Origin of the sequence: Streptomyces sp. JHA26 (genome assembly GCF_002005565.1) — a bacterium.
In the GTDB taxonomy this organism is placed as follows: Bacteria; Actinomycetota; Actinomycetes; order Streptomycetales; family Streptomycetaceae; genus Streptomyces.
Window position 1 is genome coordinate 46,337 of record NZ_BDJC01000026.1, and the last position, 17,999, is coordinate 64,335.

16 protein-coding genes are annotated in these 17,999 nt (G+C 74.6%); 6 read left to right on the forward strand and 10 right to left on the reverse strand.

Annotated elements, in window-relative coordinates:
- Window positions 1-10 precede the first annotated feature (10 nt).
- The 5 genes from JHAT_RS17685 to JHAT_RS17705 form a co-directional block, all read right to left on the reverse strand.
- Window positions 11-1,303 (reverse strand): CAP domain-containing protein, encoded by a 1,293-nt coding sequence (locus JHAT_RS17685; RefSeq protein WP_077799160.1) that lies wholly within the window; start codon window positions 1,301-1,303, stop codon window positions 11-13.
- Between the two features lie 90 nt (window positions 1,304-1,393).
- On the reverse strand, window positions 1,394-4,345 hold the full coding sequence (locus JHAT_RS17690; protein ID WP_077799161.1) for a helix-turn-helix transcriptional regulator: 2,952 nt from the start codon (window positions 4,343-4,345) through the stop codon (window positions 1,394-1,396).
- A 50-nt stretch (window positions 4,346-4,395) separates the two neighbouring features.
- A complete protein-coding gene (locus JHAT_RS17695) occupies window positions 4,396-4,749 on the reverse strand; it encodes a UBP-type zinc finger domain-containing protein (protein WP_077799162.1) in 354 nt (117 codons plus the stop codon).
- A gap of 86 nt (window positions 4,750-4,835) precedes the next feature.
- Window positions 4,836-6,275: an ATP-binding protein gene (locus tag JHAT_RS17700; RefSeq protein ID WP_375603570.1), complete on the reverse strand. Its 1,440-nt coding sequence runs from the start codon at window positions 6,273-6,275 to the stop codon at window positions 4,836-4,838.
- Window positions 6,276-6,286: 11 nt separating this feature from the next.
- The gene (locus tag JHAT_RS17705; RefSeq protein ID WP_077799164.1) at window positions 6,287-7,963 is read right to left on the reverse strand and encodes an FAD-dependent oxidoreductase; all 1,677 of its coding nucleotides are present in this window, start codon (window positions 7,961-7,963) and stop codon (window positions 6,287-6,289) included.
- A gap of 243 nt (window positions 7,964-8,206) precedes the next feature.
- On the opposite strand from JHAT_RS17705, the gene JHAT_RS17710 reads away from it, so the two are divergent.
- The gene (locus JHAT_RS17710; protein ID WP_171990947.1) at window positions 8,207-9,079 is read left to right on the forward strand and encodes a universal stress protein; all 873 of its coding nucleotides are present in this window, start codon (window positions 8,207-8,209) and stop codon (window positions 9,077-9,079) included.
- A gap of 16 nt (window positions 9,080-9,095) precedes the next feature.
- Here the strand turns inward: JHAT_RS17710 and JHAT_RS17715 are convergent, their stop codons facing one another.
- From JHAT_RS17715 to JHAT_RS17725, 3 genes are all read right to left on the reverse strand, one after another.
- On the reverse strand, window positions 9,096-10,328 hold the full coding sequence (locus JHAT_RS17715) for a DUF4032 domain-containing protein (RefSeq protein WP_077799166.1): 1,233 nt from the start codon (window positions 10,326-10,328) through the stop codon (window positions 9,096-9,098).
- A 10-nt stretch (window positions 10,329-10,338) separates the two neighbouring features.
- The gene (locus JHAT_RS17720) at window positions 10,339-11,085 is read right to left on the reverse strand and encodes an MBL fold metallo-hydrolase (RefSeq protein WP_077799167.1); all 747 of its coding nucleotides are present in this window, start codon (window positions 11,083-11,085) and stop codon (window positions 10,339-10,341) included.
- Window positions 11,086-11,291: 206 nt separating this feature from the next.
- Window positions 11,292-11,474: a hypothetical protein gene (locus tag JHAT_RS17725; protein ID WP_077799168.1), complete on the reverse strand. Its 183-nt coding sequence runs from the start codon at window positions 11,472-11,474 to the stop codon at window positions 11,292-11,294.
- A gap of 222 nt (window positions 11,475-11,696) precedes the next feature.
- Here JHAT_RS17725 and JHAT_RS17730 point away from each other — a divergent pair, with 222 nt between their 5' ends.
- The 3 genes from JHAT_RS17730 to JHAT_RS17740 all read left to right on the forward strand — a co-directional run bounded on the left by JHAT_RS17730 (window position 11,697) and on the right by JHAT_RS17740 (window position 14,598).
- On the forward strand, window positions 11,697-12,344 hold the full coding sequence (locus tag JHAT_RS17730) for a TetR/AcrR family transcriptional regulator (protein WP_077799169.1): 648 nt from the start codon (window positions 11,697-11,699) through the stop codon (window positions 12,342-12,344).
- Between the two features lie 38 nt (window positions 12,345-12,382).
- On the forward strand, window positions 12,383-14,056 hold the full coding sequence (locus tag JHAT_RS17735; protein WP_077799170.1) for an FAD-binding dehydrogenase: 1,674 nt from the start codon (window positions 12,383-12,385) through the stop codon (window positions 14,054-14,056).
- 92 nt (window positions 14,057-14,148) lie between these two features.
- Window positions 14,149-14,598, forward strand: coding sequence for a DUF6098 family protein (locus JHAT_RS17740; protein WP_077799171.1), 450 nt, complete (start codon window positions 14,149-14,151; stop codon window positions 14,596-14,598).
- 12 nt (window positions 14,599-14,610) lie between these two features.
- Here JHAT_RS17740 and JHAT_RS17745 read toward each other — a convergent pair whose 3' ends face one another.
- Window positions 14,611-14,862 (reverse strand): WhiB family transcriptional regulator, encoded by a 252-nt coding sequence (locus tag JHAT_RS17745; RefSeq protein WP_077799172.1) that lies wholly within the window; start codon window positions 14,860-14,862, stop codon window positions 14,611-14,613.
- A gap of 113 nt (window positions 14,863-14,975) precedes the next feature.
- A complete protein-coding gene (locus JHAT_RS17750; RefSeq protein WP_077799201.1) occupies window positions 14,976-15,893 on the reverse strand; it encodes a LysR family transcriptional regulator ArgP in 918 nt (305 codons plus the stop codon).
- A gap of 94 nt (window positions 15,894-15,987) precedes the next feature.
- On the opposite strand from JHAT_RS17750, the gene JHAT_RS17755 reads away from it, so the two are divergent.
- Window positions 15,988-16,602 carry a LysE/ArgO family amino acid transporter gene (locus JHAT_RS17755; protein WP_077799173.1) on the forward strand — a complete coding sequence of 205 codons (615 nt, stop codon included), beginning with the start codon at window positions 15,988-15,990 and terminating at the stop codon, window positions 16,600-16,602.
- 87 nt (window positions 16,603-16,689) lie between these two features.
- Window positions 16,690-17,994, forward strand: a complete 1,305-nt coding sequence (locus tag JHAT_RS17760; protein WP_077799174.1) for an MFS transporter — start codon at window positions 16,690-16,692, stop codon at window positions 17,992-17,994.
- The last annotated feature ends 5 nt before the right edge of the window (window positions 17,995-17,999 follow it).

Below are 17,999 nucleotides of genomic sequence, written 5' to 3' on the forward strand. Positions count from 1 at the left end.
AGACGGCCGGTCAGCCGCCGAAGAGCTGGGTCCAGTACATGCCCGCCCGGCCGCCGCCGGCCAGGCCGACCCCGATGTGGGTGAAGTCGGCCCTCAGGATGTTGGCCCGGTGCCCGGGGCTGTTCATCCACCCCTCCACCACCTCGGCGGGAGAACGCTGGCCGCAGGCTATGTTCTCGCCGACCGTGCGCCGCGTGGCGCCCGCCGCGGCCGCCCGGTCCCAGGGCCTGCCGCCGTCGGGGTCGGTGTGCGAGTAGAAGTTCCGGGCCACCATGTCCGCGCTGTGCGCCTGCGCGGCCGTGGTGAGCCGCGGGTCGGCGGCCAGCCCGGGCAGGCCGGCCCGGGCCCGCTCCCGGTTGGTCAGGCCGACGACCTCGCCCGTCGCGCGGTCCAGGCCGTCCGGTGTCAGCGGCACGGCCCACAGGGCCGTCCAGTACGTGTCGCTCGAGGGCCCGCCGGTGGCGTGGCCCCAGCCGGCGTGTGTGAAGACGGCCTCGTACAGGGTGCGCCGGGCCCGCTCGGTGCGCAGGCAGTGCTCGACGAACTCCGCGGGCGTGCGCGGGCCCGAGACCAGGTGCTCGCCGACGGTGAGGTACGCGTACCCGGCCAGGACGACGCGCTGGTGGACCGAGACGCCGTCCCGGGTCTCCACGCTCAACGCGCCTCCGGCGGCCATGGCGCCGGCGTGCGAGCGGGCCGCGGAGGCCAGGCGCGCGTCGGCCGAGACGGGAGGGGAACCGGCCGTCGCGCGGGCGGAGTTGACCAGCTCGAGAAAGCCGTCCGGGGCGGCGGGCGGCGGCGCTGCCGCGTCGGGGTCCTGGGCGTCGTCCACGACCTCCACCCCGAAGTCCCGGGCGAGACCGGCCAGTCCGTCCGCGTATCCCTGGCCGAGGGCGCGCAGCTTCCAGCCCCCGCCGCGCCGGTAGAGCTCGGCGAGCAGCAGCACGGTCTCCTGGCGCGGGCGGGGCGGGGAGAACCGGGCGAGCACGCGGCCGGCCGCGTCGGTGACGTGGAGCGCAGGAGAGGGCAGGCCGCTCAGCGGCATCCCGGGGTCGGCGGGGCTGACGGCCACCGTCACCCGGGTGGCACCGGCGCGCAGCCGCCGCGGATCGACGGTGAGCGTGTCGTCCCGCAGCCGGGCACCGGGGGCGTCGGGCTGGTTGTAGAAGACGAAGTCGCCGTCACCGCCCACCTTGCCGCCGTCGTCGGTGATGAGGGCGGACACGTCGAACCCGCCCGGCACCCGCACGTTCACGGGGCCGCCCGGCAGGGGGACGTTGCCGCCGGGGACCAACTCGCTCATCCTGTGCCGCCCTGTGTCGCGGTTCGCCATGGGGTGGGGTGCCCGGACAACGTCCCCCGGCCGGCCGGGGTTCCCGGCGTCCGGCCGGGGTCAGCCCGACGCGGTCGGCTCCGGTGCGACGAGGCCCTGCCGGTAGGCGACCGCGACGGCCTCCGTACGGCTCGAAGCACCCAGCTTGGCGAGGATGTGGGAGACGTGGACGCTCGCCGTCTTGGCGCTGATGAACAGCTCCTCGCCGATCTGCCGGTTGGTGCGTCCCAGGGCGAGCAGCCGCAGCACCTCCTGCTCGCGGGCCGTCAGCACCGCCGTACCGCCCCCGGCGGGCGCGGCGTCCGTCAGTCCTCCGCGCCGGACCAGGGCGTCCAGCCGCTCGCGCAGCAGCGTGGCACCGAGCCGGTCGGCCTCCCGGCGTACGGCGTCGGCCTCGGCGGCCGCCTCCTGGTGGCGGCCCGCCGCCAGGAGGGCTCCGGCCAGGCGCAGCCGGCACCGCGCGCGTTCGTAGGGGTCGCCGTACGCGAAGGCGGCCACCGCCCGCTCCCAGGACGCCGGGTCAGGCGCGGCGGCGGAGATCCCGGACCACTCGGCCTCCGCCCGCGCCAGCCACGCCTGGCCCTCCGGGCCCTGGGGGAGGTCGTCGTAGCCGTGCTCGGCGGACCAGCGGGCCTCGGCCAGCAGTTCGGCCGCGGTGTCCGTCCAGCGGGCCGCTCCCGGCCCGTCCCCGGCCCGGCGCAGCTCGGCCACGGTGTCGGCGACCGCGGACAGCGCGAGCGTGGCGAGCCGGACGGTCACGGCGGGCCGCGTGCCCGCCTCGGTGAGCACGAGCGCCTCGACGGAGGACCGCATCCACCGCACGGCCTCCTCCGCGTCCCCGCGCAGCGCCGCCGCGTCGGTCAGCACGATTCCGCCGACCATCCGCGCCATCCAGTCGAACGGCCCCTCCAGCAGGGCCCGGGCCCGCTCGGCCGCCCCGAGGTCGCCGCGCGCCAGCGCCACGTACAGTCCGGGACCGAGGGCGTGACCGCTCAGGGCCGGCCGCACCCCGGCCTGCTCGGCGGACTCGAGCAGCACCTCGTCCCAGTGGCCCAGCGTGTACTGCACGAGCAGCCGCAGGTACCGCATCTCCCGCGGATAGGGCGAGGACAGCAGCCCGGAGCGCCGGGCCCGGTCCAGTCCCTCCGCCGCCCAGAACAGGCACTCCTCCACGTCACCGGACTCGAAGCAGCCGATGGCGAGGTTGAACAGCGCGCGCATCTCCACGGGCGTGTTGCCCGCCCGCCGCGCCAGCTCGCGCGCCTCCAGCAGCCGCTTCCGGCCCGCCGGGGTGGACCGGTTGCCCCCCTCCAGACTCGTCAGGGAGATCAGCAGATCGGCGCGGGCGTCGGTGACCCCCAGGTCCTCCGCGACCCGCAGGGCCCGGCGGGCGACCCGCAGCGCGGTCTCGTTCTCCCCGACCTGGCGGGCCGCCGTCACATGGGTGGCCGCGGCCCACACCCACGTCGACGACGGGGGCTCGGCGGGGATCAGGCCGAGCGCCTCGCTGCTGTGGGCGTACGCGGCCGACAGGTTGTCCACGCTCAGCAGGTTCCCGGCGAGCGTGTAGCGGACGCGGGCGGCCAGCTCCAGGTCCGCGTCCTGGCCGAGGCCCGCCAGCGCGGACCGGGTCAGGGAGACCGCGCGGTGCAGCTCCCCGGCGTGCGCGGCGGCGGCCGAGGCGCGCAGCGTCAGCGTCACCGCGTCGGGGCCGACGGGACGTGCGGCGGCGTCGACCGCCGACCACAGGTCCAGGACCGCCTCCAGGTGCCGCAGCTCCTCGGCCGGCGCGCCGACCCGCTGGGCGTGGTCGGCGGCCTCCAGCGAGGCGGCCAGGGCCTCGGGCAGGTCGTGGCTCTCCCGGTAGTGGTGGGCGCGCTCGGCGGCGCTGTCGGACCGGCGGCCCGCCCCGGCGAGCAGCCGGGCGAACGCGCCGTGCAGCCGGGCCCGTTCGCCCGGGAGCAGGTCGGCGTAGACCGCCTCCCGGGCGAGGGCGTGCCGGAAGGAGTACGCGCCCCCGTCGCCGGAGACGAGCAACTGCCGCTCCACGGCCTCGCGCAGCGCCGACTCCAGCTCCTCCTCGGGCAGCCCCACGGCGTCCCGCAGCAGGCCGTGCCCCACGCGGCGCCCGGCGACGGCGGCGGTGCGCAGCACCTGCTGGGCGGTGTCGGACAGCTGCTCGAACCGGATGAGCAGGACGTCGGCCAGACCGCTGGGCACGCCCCCGGCGGGCGTGTCCGTGGCCGCGACCAGCTCCTCGGCGTAGAAGGCGTTGCCCTCGGCGCGTTCGACGATCCGGTGCACGGTGGTGTCCGGCAGCGGCCGCTCCCGCAGCGCGCGCACCAGCCGGGCCACGTCGGCGTCCGGCAGGGGCCGCAGTTCCAGCCGCTCCACGGCGGGCAGCCGCACCAGCTCGGCGAGCAGCGGGCGCAGCGGGTGGCGGCGGTACAGGTCGTCCGCCCGGTACGAGGCGAACACCGCGATCCGGTGGCGCTGGAGCACCCCCCTGCTGAGCAGGAACCTCAGCAGGTCCCGGGAGGACTGGTCGGCCCAGTGCAGGTCCTCCAGGACCAGCAGCAGCGGCGCGGCGTCCGCCAGGTCGGTCAGCAGGGCGGCCACGCCCTCGAAGAGCAGCAGTCGCGAACGCGGGGCGCCGGCGTCGTCCTCCGGACCGCCCCCCAGCAGCCGCTCGGCCACCGGGTGCGCGGCCAGCACGGGGGCGAACCGCTCGTCGGCGGCCAGCACCCCGAGGATCTCGGTGAACGGCAGATACGGCAGGCCGACGTCGCCCAGGTCGACGCAGTGCCCGGTGAGCACGGTCGTCCCGGCCGCGGCGGCCCGCCCCGCGACCTCGTCCAGCATCCGGGTCTTGCCGACCCCGGCGTCCCCGGCGACGAGCACCGCGCGGGCCTCACCGCCGCGGGCACGGTCCAACGCCTCGGTGAGACGCGCGAGTTCGTCCTCGCGGCCGACGAGTGGGCGGGTGGGTGAGGTCTGTGACACGCCGCCCATCCTGACACGCGCCGCCGGACGGTGGGCCGGCGCCGCCGGTCCGCGAGCGGTCAGCGCCGCAGCGTGTCGGCCCAGTCCTCCGGGACCCGTCCCGCCGGGCCGGGCGAGGGCTGGTCGCCGGGGTGGCTGCGGGGCGGGGCGAGGTCCGGACCGGAGGGCCGCACCTCGTCGGTCGCGTAGTCCCAGAACCAGTCCTCGCCGGGCTCGAAGCTCTGCACCACGGGATGCCCGGTGGCCCTGTAGTGGCCGGTCGCGTGCTGCCCCGGAGAGCTGTCGCAGCAGCCGACGTGGCCGCAGGCGGCGCAGCGCCGCAGGTGGAACCACCAGCCGCCCGTCGTGTCGCACTCGACGCAGCCGGTGCCGCTCGGCGCGGCGGTGGGGTCGATTCCGGTGTCGCTGGTCATGCCGGCTCCTCGGTCGGTTCGGGCCCGGTCGCGGTCGTGTCGGGCCCGGTCGCGGTCGTGTCGGGTTAGTCCGCGGCCGGTTCGGGTTAGTCCGCGGCCGGTTCGGGTTCGTCCGCGGTGAGCGGGAGAAGCACCTGGAAGCGGGTGTCGCCCGGCACGGAATCGACCCGGAGGGTGCCGTGGTGCTTGTTCACCACGATCCGCCAGGAGATGTCCAGGCCGAGTCCGGTGCCCTCGCCCACCGGCTTGGTGGTGAAGAACGGGTCGAAGATCCGCTCCCGGATCTCCGGGGCGATCCCGGTGCCGGTGTCGCGGAACTCCACCAGCAGCCGGTCGTGGTGGAGCGCGGTCCGCACGGTCAGCGTGCCCTCGCCGCCCGCGCCGTCGTTCATCGCGGAGACCGCGTTGTCGATCAGGTTGGTCCACACCTGGTTCAACTCCGCCGGGTACGCCGGGACGGCCGGCACCGTGCGGTCGTACTCCTTGACGACCTCGATCCGGGGGCCGATCTTGCCCGACAGCATCAGCAGCGTGCTGTCGAGGAGTTCATGGACGTCGACGGTCCGGTACGGCGCCCGGTCGAGCTGGGCGTACTGCTTGGCCGCGTCCACGAGGTGGGAGACGCGGGCGGTGGAGTCCGCGATCTCGTTCATCAGCAGCTCGGTCTCGACGGTGTAGTTGAGCCAGCCGACGGCTCCCGGCAGGATCTCCGCGTCCACGGCCGCCGCGACCTGCTCCAGCCACTCGGTGTCCAGGCCGGCCTGCACGAACGTCGGCGCGAGCTGCCAGCCCTGCTCGATGCCGTGGTCCTTCAGCCAGTCGGTGAGGGCGTCCTCCCGGTCGGCGGCCTCCAGCGGGCTCAGCGACGGCGCCTTCGCGACCCGCTCGGCCGTGCGTTCCTGGATCTCGATGAGACCGGCCAGCGCGTCCCGGGAGAACGGGCCCTCGGCGATGACGGCGAGCTTGTGCCGCATCTTCGCCACCCGCTCCCGCAGCGTCGACGTGGCGCGTACGGCGGCCGCCGCCGGGTTGTTGAGCTCGTGCGTGAGACCGGCGGACAGCGAACCGAGCGCGAGCAGCCGCTCCCGCTGCCCGATGGTCCGCTGGTTGTTCTTCGAGCCGAAGAACAACCCCTCCAGCAGGTGCACGGCCATCGGGAACCACTCCCGCATGACGGACGCGAAGGTGTCCGCCGGCAGGACGAAGAACCGCGTCGGCTCGGTGACCCGCAGAGAGTTGGTGTAGACCTGCGGCACCCGGTCGCCGACGTACGCCTGCATCGCGCCCGCGTACACCCCGCGCTGCGAGGTGCGGTTGGTCTCCACGTCGTCCCCGCCGACCCGGCGGGAGAGCACGACCGTGCCGTCGAGCATCACGTAGAAGCAGGTCGCGGGCTCGCCCTCGGTGTACACCGGGCCGGGTTCGAACAGCTCCACCCGGCCCTCGGCGCACAGCCGGCCCAGCTGCTCGGGCGAGAGCTTCTCGAAGAGGAACAGCTTCCCGATCTCCCCGGGGCTGCACGGCATCGGCCGCCCGCTCACGACTGCTCCAGGTAGCGGTGGACGAGCATCACGGCCATGGCTCCCTCTCCGACGGCGGACGCGACCCGCTTCGCGGACCGGGCGCGGGCGTCGCCCGCCACGAACACGCCCGGGACGCTGGTCTCCAGGTGGTACGGCGGCCGGTCCAGCTCCCAGTCCGCCGGCGGCCGTCCGTCGGGGGTGAGGTCGGGTCCGGCGAGGATGAAACCGCGCTCGTCGCGCAGCACGGTGCCGTCCAGCCAGTCGGTCAGCGGGGCCGCGCCGATGAACACGAACAGCCACTGCGCGTCGACGAGTTCGGTGCGCCCGCTCTCCGCGTCGCGCAGCGTCAGCCGCTCCAGGTGCCCGTCGCCGTGCGCGCTCTCGACGACCGTGCCGCAGCGCACGCGGATGTTGGGCGTCTCCTCGATCTGCTGGATCAGGTAGTGCGACATCGACGCCGTCAGGGAGTCGCCGCGCACCAGCAGCGTCACCGACTTGGCGCCCCGGGACAGGTACATCGCCGCCTGCCCGGCCGAGTTGGCGCCGCCCACGATGTACACGTCGTGGTCCTGGCAGGCCGCGGCCTCGGTCAGCGCCGAACCGTAGAACACCCCGCAGCCGGTCAGCTCGTCCGTGCCCGGCGCGGCCAGCTGCCGGTAGGAGACGCCGGTCGCCAGGATCACGCTGTGCGCGGCGACCGCCGAGCCGTCCGAGAACCGGACGATCCGCGCCGCCCCGTTGGCCTCGAGGCCCGTCACCTCCCGCGCGGTGAGGATCTCGGCGCCGAACCTCGCGGCCTGCCGCCGGGCCCGTTCGGTGAGCTGCCCGCCGGACACGCCGTCGGGGAAACCGAGGTAGTTCTCGATCCGGGAGCTCTGCCCGGCCTGCCCACCGGTCGCCGAGCGCTCCACCAGCACCGTCCGCAGGCCCTCGGAGGCCCCGTACACCGCCGCCCCGAGCCCGGCCGGGCCGCCGCCGACCACGACCAGGTCGTAGAACTCGGCCGCCGGCGTCGTCGCCAGCCCCACCCGGGCGGCGAGGTCCGGCGCCTGGGGCTCCACCAGCGATGTCCCGTCGGGCGTGATCACCACCGGCAGCCGCTGCCCGTCCTGCCCGGCCGCCGCCAGCAGCCGCCGTCCCTCCGGCTCGTCGGAGGAGTACCAGCGGTAGGGTACCTGGTTGCGGGCCAGGAACTCGCGGACCTCCGAGGAGCGCGCCGACCAGCGGTGTCCGACGACCTTGGTGCTGGGCACCGGCCGGTGGTCGCCGGCGCGCCACGCCTGCAGCAGGTCGTCCAGCACCGGGTAGAGCTTCTCCTCCGGCGGGTCCCACGGCTTGAGCAGGTAGTGGTCCAGGTCGACGACGTTGATCGCGTCGATGGCCGCGTCGGTGTCGGCGTACGCGGTCAGCAGCACCCGCCGTGCCCCCGGGTACACGTCGAGGGCCTGCTCGAGGAACTCGATGCCGTTCATCCGCGGCATCCGGTAGTCGGCGAGGATCACGGCCACCAGGTCGCCGCGCAGCTTGAGTTCGCGCAGCGCCTCCAGTGCCGACTCGCCGGACTCCGCGCGCACGATCCGGTACGAGGCGCCGTAGCGCCGCCGCAGGTCACGGGCGACGGCGCGGGAGACCCCCGGATCGTCGTCCACGGTCATGATGACGGTCCGTGTCGCCGCGTCCGCCTGTGCCATGCGTCCCCCACGTCGAACGGCCGGGTTCACGGCACGGCGTCCCCGTCACCGCACCGGCCTGGGACCCATCGTAGGGTCGATCGCCCCGCACCGCTCGGGCCGACCGGGCCGCGCCCGCCCGGCACGCGGAGCTGCCGGCCGCGGCCCCCCGCAGGTCACCACCCGCTCCCGCTGTGACGCCGCGCGTGCACCGTGGTGAAGACTGGCCCCATGGACGTGACCGCGACACAGGGAGGGACCCGCATGACGCGCCCGATCACGGCAGGGCTGGACGGATCCGAGGAGAGCCTGGCCGCACTGGCCTGGGCCGCCAGGGAGGCGGTCCGCCGGGGAGATCCGCTGCACGTCGTGCACGCCTGGCGGGCCGAGCCGGAAGCGGCCGGCGCGGGGGACCGGGACGCGCAGGAACGGTGGGTCCGGGACTCGGTCGCCGAGGCGGTCCGGACCGTCACCGAGCGGCACCCGGACCTCGCGGTGACCACGGACGTCACCGAGGCCGACGACGCCGTCGCCGTGCTGCTCGCCGCCGCGGCCGAGGCCCGGACGCTGGTGCTCGGCTCGCGCGGCCACGGAGCGGTCGTCGGCTTCCTGCTCGGCTCCGTCGGCCAACAGGTGATCGCCGAGACGCCCCGGCCCGTCGTCCTCGTGCGGGCCGGGGACGAGGCCGCGGCGGAGGCCGCCGGCCGCGAGGTCGTCGTGGGTCAGCAGGGGGAACCGGAGGACAGCGCCGACGTGATCGGGTTCGCCTTCGAGGCGGCCGCCGCGCGCGGCGCCACCGTGCGGGCCGTGCGTGCCTGGACCCTGCCGACGGTGTTCACCTACAGCCCGGGCTCGATGCGGCTCGCCGACGAGGCCGGCGGCCTGGAGCAGTACGAGAGGAAGGCCCTCGGCGAGGCGCTCGCGCCGTGGCGCGAGCGCTTCCCCGACGTACCGGTGGTCGAGCACGTGGAGATGGGCAGCGCGGGCCAGGTGCTGCTGGCGGCGGCCGGGAACGCCCAGCTGACGGTCGTCGGCCGCCGCGCCCGCCGCACCGCCGTCGGCGCCCGGATCGGCTCGGTGGCTCACGGCGTCCTGCACCACGCGGCCTGCCCGGTGGCGGTGGTCCCGCACGCCTGAGCCGTGCCCGGGAGCCTCACTCCGGCATGGGCTGGAGCGTCTCCCGGGCCTTCGGCAGGATGTTCGTGATGTAGTCCTGGACGGCGGTGTCCAGGCCGATGTCGTGCTGGGCCCGTTCGGACAGGTACCAGCGGTGTTCCAGCAGCTCGTGGTAGATCTCCGCCGGGTCCATCGCGCCCCGCAGCTCCACCGGCACCGCCCGCACGGTCGGCCGGAACACCTCCCGCACCCAGCGGTGGGCGAGCACCTCCGGGCGGGCGCCGAGGGGGTCGCCCGGGGCGTAGTCGTCCTGGGTGGCCATCCAGCTCTCCAAGTCGTTGAGCAGCCGCCGGGCCTGGTTCTCCTCGGCGTCCAGGCCCGTCAGGCGCAGCAGCTGGCGCTGGTGGTGGCCCGCGTCGACGACCTTGGGCACGAAGGTGACCGTGTCGCCGTGGGAGGCGTGCTCGATCTGCATCTCGGCCACGTCGAAACCGAGGTCGTTGAGCCGCCGGATCCGGCGCTCGATGTAGTGGTGCTTGCCCGCCGGGTAGACGGAGGTGCGGGTCAGCTCCTCCCACAGCCGGCCGTAGCGCGCGCAGATCTCCCGGCCGAAGTCCACCGGGTCGACGGACGGGTGCAGCGCCCCGGACGCCTCCAGGTCGAGCAGCTCGCCGCTGATGTTCACCCGGGCCAGGTCGAGGTCGTAGTCGCGCTGCCCGTCGCTCAGCCGCGGGTGCAGCTCGCCGGTCTCCGCGTCCACCAGGTAGGCGGCGTAGGCGCCCGCGTCGCGCCGGAAGAGCGTGTTGGACAGCGAGCAGTCGCCCCAGGCGAACCCGGCCAGGTGGAGGCGGACCAGCAGCACGGCGAGGGCGTCCATCAGACGGTGCATGGTCGCCGGACGCAGCGTCGTCTCGAACATCGACCGGTACGGCATGGACCCGCCGAGGTGCCGCGTGATCAGCACCGGCTCCAGCGGCTCACCGGCGCCGTCGGTGCGGCCGGTGACCACGCCCAGCGCGTCCACCGCCGGGATGGCGAGCCGGTCCAGGTCGCGCAGCAGTTCGTACTCGCGCAGGGCGGGCCGCTCGGCGAGCTCCTTGACGGCGATCACCTCGTCGCCGGCCCGGGCGTAGCGGACGACGTGGCGGGAGATGCCGCGGGGGAGCGGCACGAGATACTCCTCGGGCCACTCCTCCAGCGGCAGCTGCCACGGCAGTTCGAGCAGGAGCGCCGGGTGCTCCGGATTGGTGGCACTGATCTGCAAGGCCATGACCCGAACCCTAGAACGTCCGTTCCCGGGCCAGTCGCGCGGCCTCCTTCACCGGCCCGCGGTGGACGGGGCCGTGCCCGGGGAGCAGCACGTCGCCGTCGAGCCGCGCGATGACGTCCAGCGAGGCCACCGTGCGGTCCCGATCGTGGTGGAACATGCCGGGCAGCAGCTGGGGCCCCGCCACCCGCGAGGTGGGGTGCCCGCTGACCAGGGCGTCGCCGGAGACCACCACCCCCGCGTCCGGCAGGTGGTAGACGCAGTGTCCGTCGGTGTGCCCGGGGGTGTGCACCGGCACGGGCCGGCCGGGCAGGTCGAGCGGGCCGTCCGAGGGGAAGGGGGCGGGAGCGCTCACCGGGTGCTGCTGGGTGCCGCCGGAGCGGAGCACGTGCGCCAACCAGGGCAGCACGCCCGGCCGCCAGCTGTTGCGCAGGACCTCGCCGACCGACACCTGCTGCAGGAAGTCCCGCCGGGCGTGCGGCACTTCGGCCTCGTGCAGGAACACGGGCGTGCCGTGGGCGGCGCGCAGGTACTCGGCGGAGCCCAGGTGGTCGTTGTGGGCGTGGGTGATCAGCACGGCCGTCACCGCCTCGGGCGAACTCCCGACCGCCGCGAGGGAATCGAGCAGGAGCTGCCGGTCACCGGGGTAACCGGTGTCGATCAGGGTCACCGCGTCGCCCTCGGTGAGGAGGACCCAGTTGGTGTTGCTCCCGTGCACCAGGTAGGTGCCGTCCGCGACGTGCCGCACGTCCGCGCGCATCAGTGTCCCCGCCTTCGTTCCCAGGTGGCTGCCCGACGGGGGACAGCCAACCAGACGCGGCGGGTGCCCGGCGCTCGGCGCACCCCGCGCGGACGGGACCGGACGCCGGTGCGCGGGTCCACGGCGCGGGCGCTCCGGGGCGCGGCGCTCCCGGGCGCGCCGACGGGAGCCCGTCGGTGCTCCGTCGGCCTCGGGGTGCTGCCCGCTCAGGGCATGAACAGGGCCAGGAAGATCACCACGAGGACGATGATCCCGACGATGAGCCAGATGTTCTTGTGCCCGCCCCCGCGCCGCGGCACCGGGTCCTCCGGGCCTCCGCCCCGGGGCCGGTCCTCCGGGAGCTGCGGGTTCTTCGGCCGGTCGTGTGCGTAGAAGTCGTCGTCCGCCATGTCGGACTCCCTCCGTGACCGGATACGGGTCCCTCCCACGGCCCGTCCGACACCTCGCGACGTCCGCCTTTTTCGCATCCCGCCCGCGCCGGCGGCTCCCCCCGCCGCCCGGGCCCGGCGGACCGCGGCCGACGGATTCCTCGTGCGCCCGCTCTTTCGATACACCGGTGTATCCGATACATTCGCGCATCGAACAGGGGAGACGGCGGAGGGGGCGCGGACATGGACGTCGGGCAGGCCGCCGGGCGCGTGACCCGGCGCCGCGCGCGCACCCGCGCCGACCTGCTGGAGGCGGCGTTCGCGGTGTTCGCCGCCAAGGGGTTCGGCCGGGTCCCGATCGAGGAGATCTGTGAGGCCGCCGGCTACAGCCGGGGTGCCTTCTACTCGAACTTCGACAGCCTCGACGAGCTGTTCTTCGCCCTCTACCGCGAACGGGCCGACCTGATCGCGGACCAGGTGACCGGCGCCCTCGCCCTCGACGGACCGGACCTGGACGTGCGGGCCGCCGTGGACCGCGTCACCGAGGTACTGCTGCTGGACCGGGACTGGCTCCTGGTCAAGACGGACTTCCTGGCGCACGCCGCCCGTGACCCGGACGTGGCGCGAACCCTGCTGGAACACCGGGCGCGCCTGCGCCGCGCGATCGCCGACCGCCTCGCCCGGGCGCACCCGCGCACACCGCTGCCCGCCGTGCTGGGCGACGCCGAGGCCGCCGCGCACGCCGTGGTCGCCGCCTACGACGGCGTCACCGTCCAGCTGCTCCTGGACCGGGACGTCGAGCACGCACGCGTCTGGCTGGGGCAGTTGCTCACCGCACTGCTCACCGACGCGAGCAGCACCCCCGACGACAACCCCGGCACCACCCCGTGAGAACACGGACGAGGACGAACGAGGAAGGGACGGTCGCCATGGACGCCGACGTCATCGTGGTCGGAGCGGGCCTCGCGGGCCTGACCGCGGCGCACGAGCTGACCAGCCGGGGCCACAGGGTCGCGCTGGTCGACCAGGAGAACGCGGCCAACCTCGGCGGACAGGCCTTCTGGTCCTTCGGCGGCCTCTTCCTCGTGGACTCCCCGGAGCAGCGGCGCCTCGGCGTCAAGGACTCCTTCGACCTGGCCTGGAGCGACTGGCAGGGCAGCGCCGGCTTCGACCGGACCGAGGACGAGGACTCCTGGGCGGTGCGCTGGGCGCGGGCCTACGTCGAGTGGGCGGCGGGGGAGAAGCGGTCCTGGCTGGCCGGGCACGGCATCACCTTCCTGCCCACCGTCGGCTGGGCCGAGCGCGGCGACCTCACGGCCGGCGGGCACGGCAACTCGGTGCCCCGCTTCCACGTCGCCTGGGGCACCGGCACCGGGGTCGTCGAACCGTTCGTGCGGTACGCGAAGCAGGCCGCGCGCGACGGCCTGCTCACCTTCCACCACCGTCACCGCGTCGACCACCTGGTCGTCGAGGGCGGCACCGTGCGCGGCGTGCGCGGCACGGTCCTCGCCGAGGACACCTCGCCCCGCGGCGTCGCCTCCAACCGCGACACGGTCGGCGAGTTCGAACTCACCGCCCAGGCCGTGATCGTCACCTCCGGCGGAATCGGGGCCGACCACGACATCGTGCGCCGCCACTGGCCCGCACGCCTCGGCACCCCGCCCGCCGAGATGGTCACCGGTGTCCCCGCCCACGTCGACGGACGGATGCTGGACATCAGCGCCGAGGCGGGCGCACGCCTGGTCAACCGCGACCGGATGTGGCACTACACCGAGGGCGTGCGCAACTGGGACCCGATCTGGCCCGGCCACGGCATTCGCATCCTGCCCGGACCGTCCTCGATGTGGTTCGACGCCCTAGGCCGCCGTCTGCCGTCGCCGTACCTGCCCGGCTACGACACCCTCGGCACCCTGCGGCACCTGCGCACCGCCGAGGACCTCGCGGGCCACGACCACTCCTGGTTCATCCTCACCCGGAAGATCGTCGAGAAGGAGTTCGCCCTCTCCGGCTCCGAGCAGAACCCGGACATCACCGCCAAGGACCGCGCGGGCTTCCTGCGCGAACGCGTCCTCGGCAAGGGCGCCCCGGGCCCGGTGGACGCCTTCCTGCGCAAGGGCCCCGACTTCGTGACCGCGCCGGACCTGGAGCAGCTGGTCGACCGCATGAACGGGCTCACCGAGGAGCCGCTCCTGGACGCCGCCTCGATCCGGCGCCAGATCGAGGCCCGCGATCTCCAGACGGCCAACCCGTACGCCAAGGACGCCCAGGTGCAGGGCATCCGCAACGCCCGCCGCTACGTCGGCGACCGCCTCGGCCGGGTCGCGGCCCCGCACCGCATCCTGGACCCGGCGGCGGGCCCGCTGATCGGGGTCAAGCTGCACGTCCTCACCCGCAAGACCCTCGGCGGCATCCAGACCGACCTCGACTCCCGCGCCCTGGGCACCGACGGCACGCCGGTCGACGGCCTGTACGCGGCCGGTGAGGTGGCCGGCTTCGGCGGCGGCGGAGTGCACGGCTACAACGCGCTGGAAGGCACCTTCCTCGGTGGCTGCCTGTTCTCCGGGCGGGCGGCGGGCCGGGCGGCGGCACGTCAGGCCGCCTGAACCCAACACGGTTCCCTCCCGTCCCTTCCGGGTACTCCGTCGCCCGGACGACGGACGAGGGATGACTGAGGGATGACTAGGGAGGTCCGCGCATGAGCGCATCGGACGACCTGCCGGTCGTGCGGACCCTCGCCGAACTCGCCGGCCTGGTCGAACGCCACCGAGGCCTGTACGTGCGCTGGTCGCGCGGCCCCGAGACCGATCTCGCCAAGGCCTCCAGCACCGACGAGCTCACCGGCGTGCCCATGCCGGGCCTGTCCGCCAACCCCCTCGACGTGGAGGGGTGGTGGGCGGCCCGGCCCGTACGGGTGTGGGCGGCCCGGCGGCTGCACGACTACGCGCATCTCCCGCACGACAAGGGCCCCGGCGTGCGGCCCTGGGTGCTCACCGGCCGTGAGACGGGCCGCGGCCCGGACAACGAGCCGCTGGTGACCGACGTCCGGCCGATGTGCTGGGTCGCCCCGGGAGTCATCGACGAGGCCCGGAGCGAGGTGGAGCGCCAGGAACGCCCCTGGGGCCCGCTGCGCCGCACCGGCCCCTGACGGGCCCCGCGCTCACCCGGAGCGCCGGCGCGCCACCGCGCGGCGCTTGAGCGCACGGCGCTCCGTCTCGCTGGTCCCGCCCCAGACGCCGAGGGACTGCCCCGTGTCGAGCGCCCACTGCAGGCACTGCTCCCGGACCGGGCAGCGCCGGCAGACCGCCTTCGCCTGCTCGGTCTGCAACAGGGCCGGTCCGGTGGTGCCGATCGGGAAGAACAGATCGGGGTCCTCCGTGCGACACGCGGCGTGCTCGCGCCAGTTGTCCATCAAAAGTCACCTGCGATCGAATCGAGTCGTGCCTCGCGAATCCCTTGCTCCGTTCGGGTGACCTGACAACAGCGGAGTGAAACCGTCGGTCCTCCCCGGGTCCTGCCGACCGCTCAGTTCCGCAGCGCCTCGGCCGCCGCCGTCACGACCGCGTCGGCCACCGCCGCCAGCGCGGGGGAGTCGAGCTTCCACTGCTGCCAGTACAGCGGGACGTCGACGGCCCGGTCCGGGGCGAAGTCGACGAGCCGCCCGGCCCGCAGCAGGGCCTCCGCCTGCGGCTCCGGCACCATGCCCCAGCCCAGTCCGGCGGCGACCGCCTCCACGAAGCCCTCCGAGGTCGGCACGTAGTGGCGCCCGGCGCCGGCGCCGTCCCGCCCGAGTCGGCGCACGAAGCCGTCCTGGAAGTCGTCCCGCCGGTCGAAGACCACCACCGGTGCCCCGGCGAGCACCTCGGGCAGTGGCCCCTCCAGGTACCGGGCGGCGAAGCCGGGGGCGGCACAGGGCCGGTAGCGCATCCGGCCCAGGTACCGGACGGTGCAGCCCGGCACCGGATCGGGCGAGGAGGTCACCGCGGCCATCACCACGCCCTCGCGCAGGAGGGCCGCCGTGTGGTCCTCGTCCTCGCGGCGCAGCTCGAAACAGAGCCGCGGTTCCTGGGACACCCGCGTGAGAGCGCCGAGGAACCACGTCGCGAGCGAGTCGGCGTTGACGGCCACCGAGACCCGGGTCGGCTCCCCGGCACCGCTCAGCCCCAGCTCCGCGTACGCGTCCCGCTCCAGCCGGGTCACCTGCCGGGCCAGCCGCACCAGCACCGCACCGGACTCCGTGGGCCGCACCGGCTTGGTGCGCAGCAGCAGCACGCGCCCGGTGCGCTGCTCCAGCGCCTTCACCCGCTGGCTGACCGCGGACGGCGTCACGTGCAGCGCGGCGGCGGCCGCGTCGAACGTGCCCTCGTCCACCACGGCCAGCAGGGTGCGCACCTGGTCCAGCGGCAGATCCGCGAGCACCGCCGTCGTCCCTGTCGTCCCCATCGCCGCCATGACCCCCGTTCTCTTCAGGAACACTAAGGATACGTAAGAATCCTTAGCTGTACGTACGGTGATCGTCCCGCTTAGCGTCAAGGGCATGACCAACGCACTGACCGCCGCGGCCGCCGGCTTCGGCACCGGCCTCTCGCTCATCGTCGCCATCGGCGCCCAGAACGCCTTCGTCCTGCGCCAGGGGATCCGCCGCGACGCCGTCCTCGCCGTGGTCGGCATCTGCGCGCTGTCCGACGCCGTCCTCATCGCCCTCGGCGTCGGCGGCGTCGGCGCGGTGGTGGTGGCCTGGCCGGACGCGCTGACCGCGGTCGCCTGGGTCGGGGGCGCCTTCCTGCTCTGCTACGGCGCCCTGGCCGCCCGGCGCGTGTTCCGGCCGGCCGGGGCGCTGCGGACGGAGGGCGACGCGGCCGGCTCGCGGCGGCGGGCGGTGCTCACGTGTCTGGCGCTGACCTGGCTCAACCCGCACGTCTACCTCGACACCGTGTTCCTGCTGGGCTCCGTCGCCGCCGACCGCGGCCCGCTGCGCTGGACCTTCGGCCTGGGGGCGGCCGCGGCCAGCCTGTGCTGGTTCGCCGCGCTGGGTTTCGGTGCCCGCTACCTCGGCCGCTTCCTGGCCCGGCCCGTCGCCTGGCGCGTCCTGGACGGACTGGTCGCCGCCACCATGATCGTGCTCGGTGTCTCCCTCGTCGTCGGCGCGTGAACAGGGCCGGGCGGTGCGCACGCGCTCGAACGGAACTGCGATAGTGAGGGCCCCGATCGAAAGATGTAACGAGCACGTAGGAAGCGCGTGGACACGAGCGAGAGCAGTACCGCATCCCCGGACGAAGCCCCCGTCCCGGACGAGACCCCCGCCCGGGACGGAGCCCGGCGCCGCTGGGTCATGGACACCCGTCCACTGCGCCGTCCCGCCTACCGCAGGCTGTGGTCCTCGACCGTCGTCACGGCCGTCGGCAGCCAGCTCACCGCCGTCGCCGTGCCCAAGCAGATCTACGACATCACCGGCTCCTCCGCCTGGGTCGGCACCGCGAGCCTCGCCGGACTGCTGCCGCTGATCGTGTTCGCCCTGTGGGGCGGCGCGGTCGCCGACACCATGGACCGCCGCAAGCTGCTGCTGATCACCAACACCGGCATCGCCGTCACCTCACTGCTGTTCTGGGTCCAGGCCGTCACCGGCCTGGAGTCGGTGGCCGTCCTGATGCTCCTGCTCGCGCTGCAACAGGCCTTCTGGGGCCTCAACGCCCCGGCCCGCAACGCCTCCATCGCCCGCCTGGTCCCCGCGGACGAACTCGCCGCGGCCAACGCGCTCGGCTCGACCGTCATACAGACCGGCCAGGTGGTCGGACCGCTGCTCGCCGGTGCCCTCATCCCCGTCGTCGGCCTGCCCGAGCTGTACCTCGTCGACGCGCTGGCGCTGTGCGTCACGGTGTGGGCGGTGTACAAGCTGCCCGCCCTGCCGCCGCTCACGGGCACGGCGGTACGGCGCGCGGGCGTCCGCGAGGTCGTGGCCGGGTTCCGCTACATCGCCGGGCACAAGGTGCTGCTGCTGTCCTTCCTGGCCGACATCGTCGCCATGGTCCTCGGGATGCCCCGCGCGCTGTTCCCGCAGCTCGCCGCCGAGACGTACGCCCCCTGGGGCGAGGGACTCGCCCTCGGCCTGCTGTTCGCGGCCGTCCCCGTCGGCGCGGTGGCCGGAGGGCTGTTCTCCGGCACCTTCTCCCGGGCACGCCGGCACGGCTGGATGGTGATCGGCGCGGTCGTCGTCTGGGGGGCGGCCGTCACCGGCTTCGGGCTGAGCGGCAACCTGTGGCTCGCGGTGGCGTTCCTCGCCGTCGCCGGGGTCGCCGACATGGTCTCCATGGTGTTCCGCGGGGCGATCCTGCTGTCCGCCGCGACCGACGAGATGCGCGGGCGCATGCAGGGCGTCTTCACGGTGGTCGTCGCCGGCGGCCCGCGTCTGGCCGACGTCCTGCACGGCGGCGCTGGTTCGGCCTTCGGGGCGGGAGAGGCGGTCGCGGGCGGCGGAGTGCTCGTCGTCGTGGTGATGCTGGCGCTCGCCGCCGCGGTACCGGCGCTGCGCCGCTACCGCGTCTGACGCCG

Excerpts from the sequence above, each read along its gene's own strand:
- JHAT_RS17685 (WP_077799160.1), bottom strand. The coding sequence starts at position 1,303 with ATGAGCGAGTTGGTCCCCGGCGGCAACGTCCCCCTGCCGGGCGGCCCC.
- JHAT_RS17690 (WP_077799161.1), bottom strand. The coding sequence starts at position 4,345 with ATGGGCGGCGTGTCACAGACCTCACCCACCCGCCCACTCGTCGGCCGC.
- JHAT_RS17695 (WP_077799162.1), bottom strand. The coding sequence starts at position 4,749 with ATGACCAGCGACACCGGAATCGACCCCACCGCCGCGCCGAGCGGCACC.
- JHAT_RS17700 (WP_375603570.1), bottom strand. The coding sequence starts at position 6,275 with ATGCCGTGCAGCCCCGGGGAGATCGGGAAGCTGTTCCTCTTCGAGAAG.
- JHAT_RS17705 (WP_077799164.1), bottom strand. The coding sequence starts at position 7,963 with ATGGCACAGGCGGACGCGGCGACACGGACCGTCATCATGACCGTGGAC.
- JHAT_RS17710 (WP_171990947.1), top strand. The coding sequence starts at position 8,207 with ATGACGCGCCCGATCACGGCAGGGCTGGACGGATCCGAGGAGAGCCTG.
- JHAT_RS17715 (WP_077799166.1), bottom strand. The coding sequence starts at position 10,328 with ATGGCCTTGCAGATCAGTGCCACCAATCCGGAGCACCCGGCGCTCCTG.
- JHAT_RS17720 (WP_077799167.1), bottom strand. The coding sequence starts at position 11,085 with ATGCGCGCGGACGTGCGGCACGTCGCGGACGGCACCTACCTGGTGCAC.
- JHAT_RS17725 (WP_077799168.1), bottom strand. The coding sequence starts at position 11,474 with ATGGCGGACGACGACTTCTACGCACACGACCGGCCGAAGAACCCGCAG.
- JHAT_RS17730 (WP_077799169.1), top strand. The coding sequence starts at position 11,697 with ATGGACGTCGGGCAGGCCGCCGGGCGCGTGACCCGGCGCCGCGCGCGC.
- JHAT_RS17735 (WP_077799170.1), top strand. The coding sequence starts at position 12,383 with ATGGACGCCGACGTCATCGTGGTCGGAGCGGGCCTCGCGGGCCTGACC.
- JHAT_RS17740 (WP_077799171.1), top strand. The coding sequence starts at position 14,149 with ATGAGCGCATCGGACGACCTGCCGGTCGTGCGGACCCTCGCCGAACTC.
- JHAT_RS17745 (WP_077799172.1), bottom strand. The coding sequence starts at position 14,862 with ATGGACAACTGGCGCGAGCACGCCGCGTGTCGCACGGAGGACCCCGAT.
- JHAT_RS17750 (WP_077799201.1), bottom strand. The coding sequence starts at position 15,893 with ATGGGGACGACAGGGACGACGGCGGTGCTCGCGGATCTGCCGCTGGAC.
- JHAT_RS17755 (WP_077799173.1), top strand. The coding sequence starts at position 15,988 with ATGACCAACGCACTGACCGCCGCGGCCGCCGGCTTCGGCACCGGCCTC.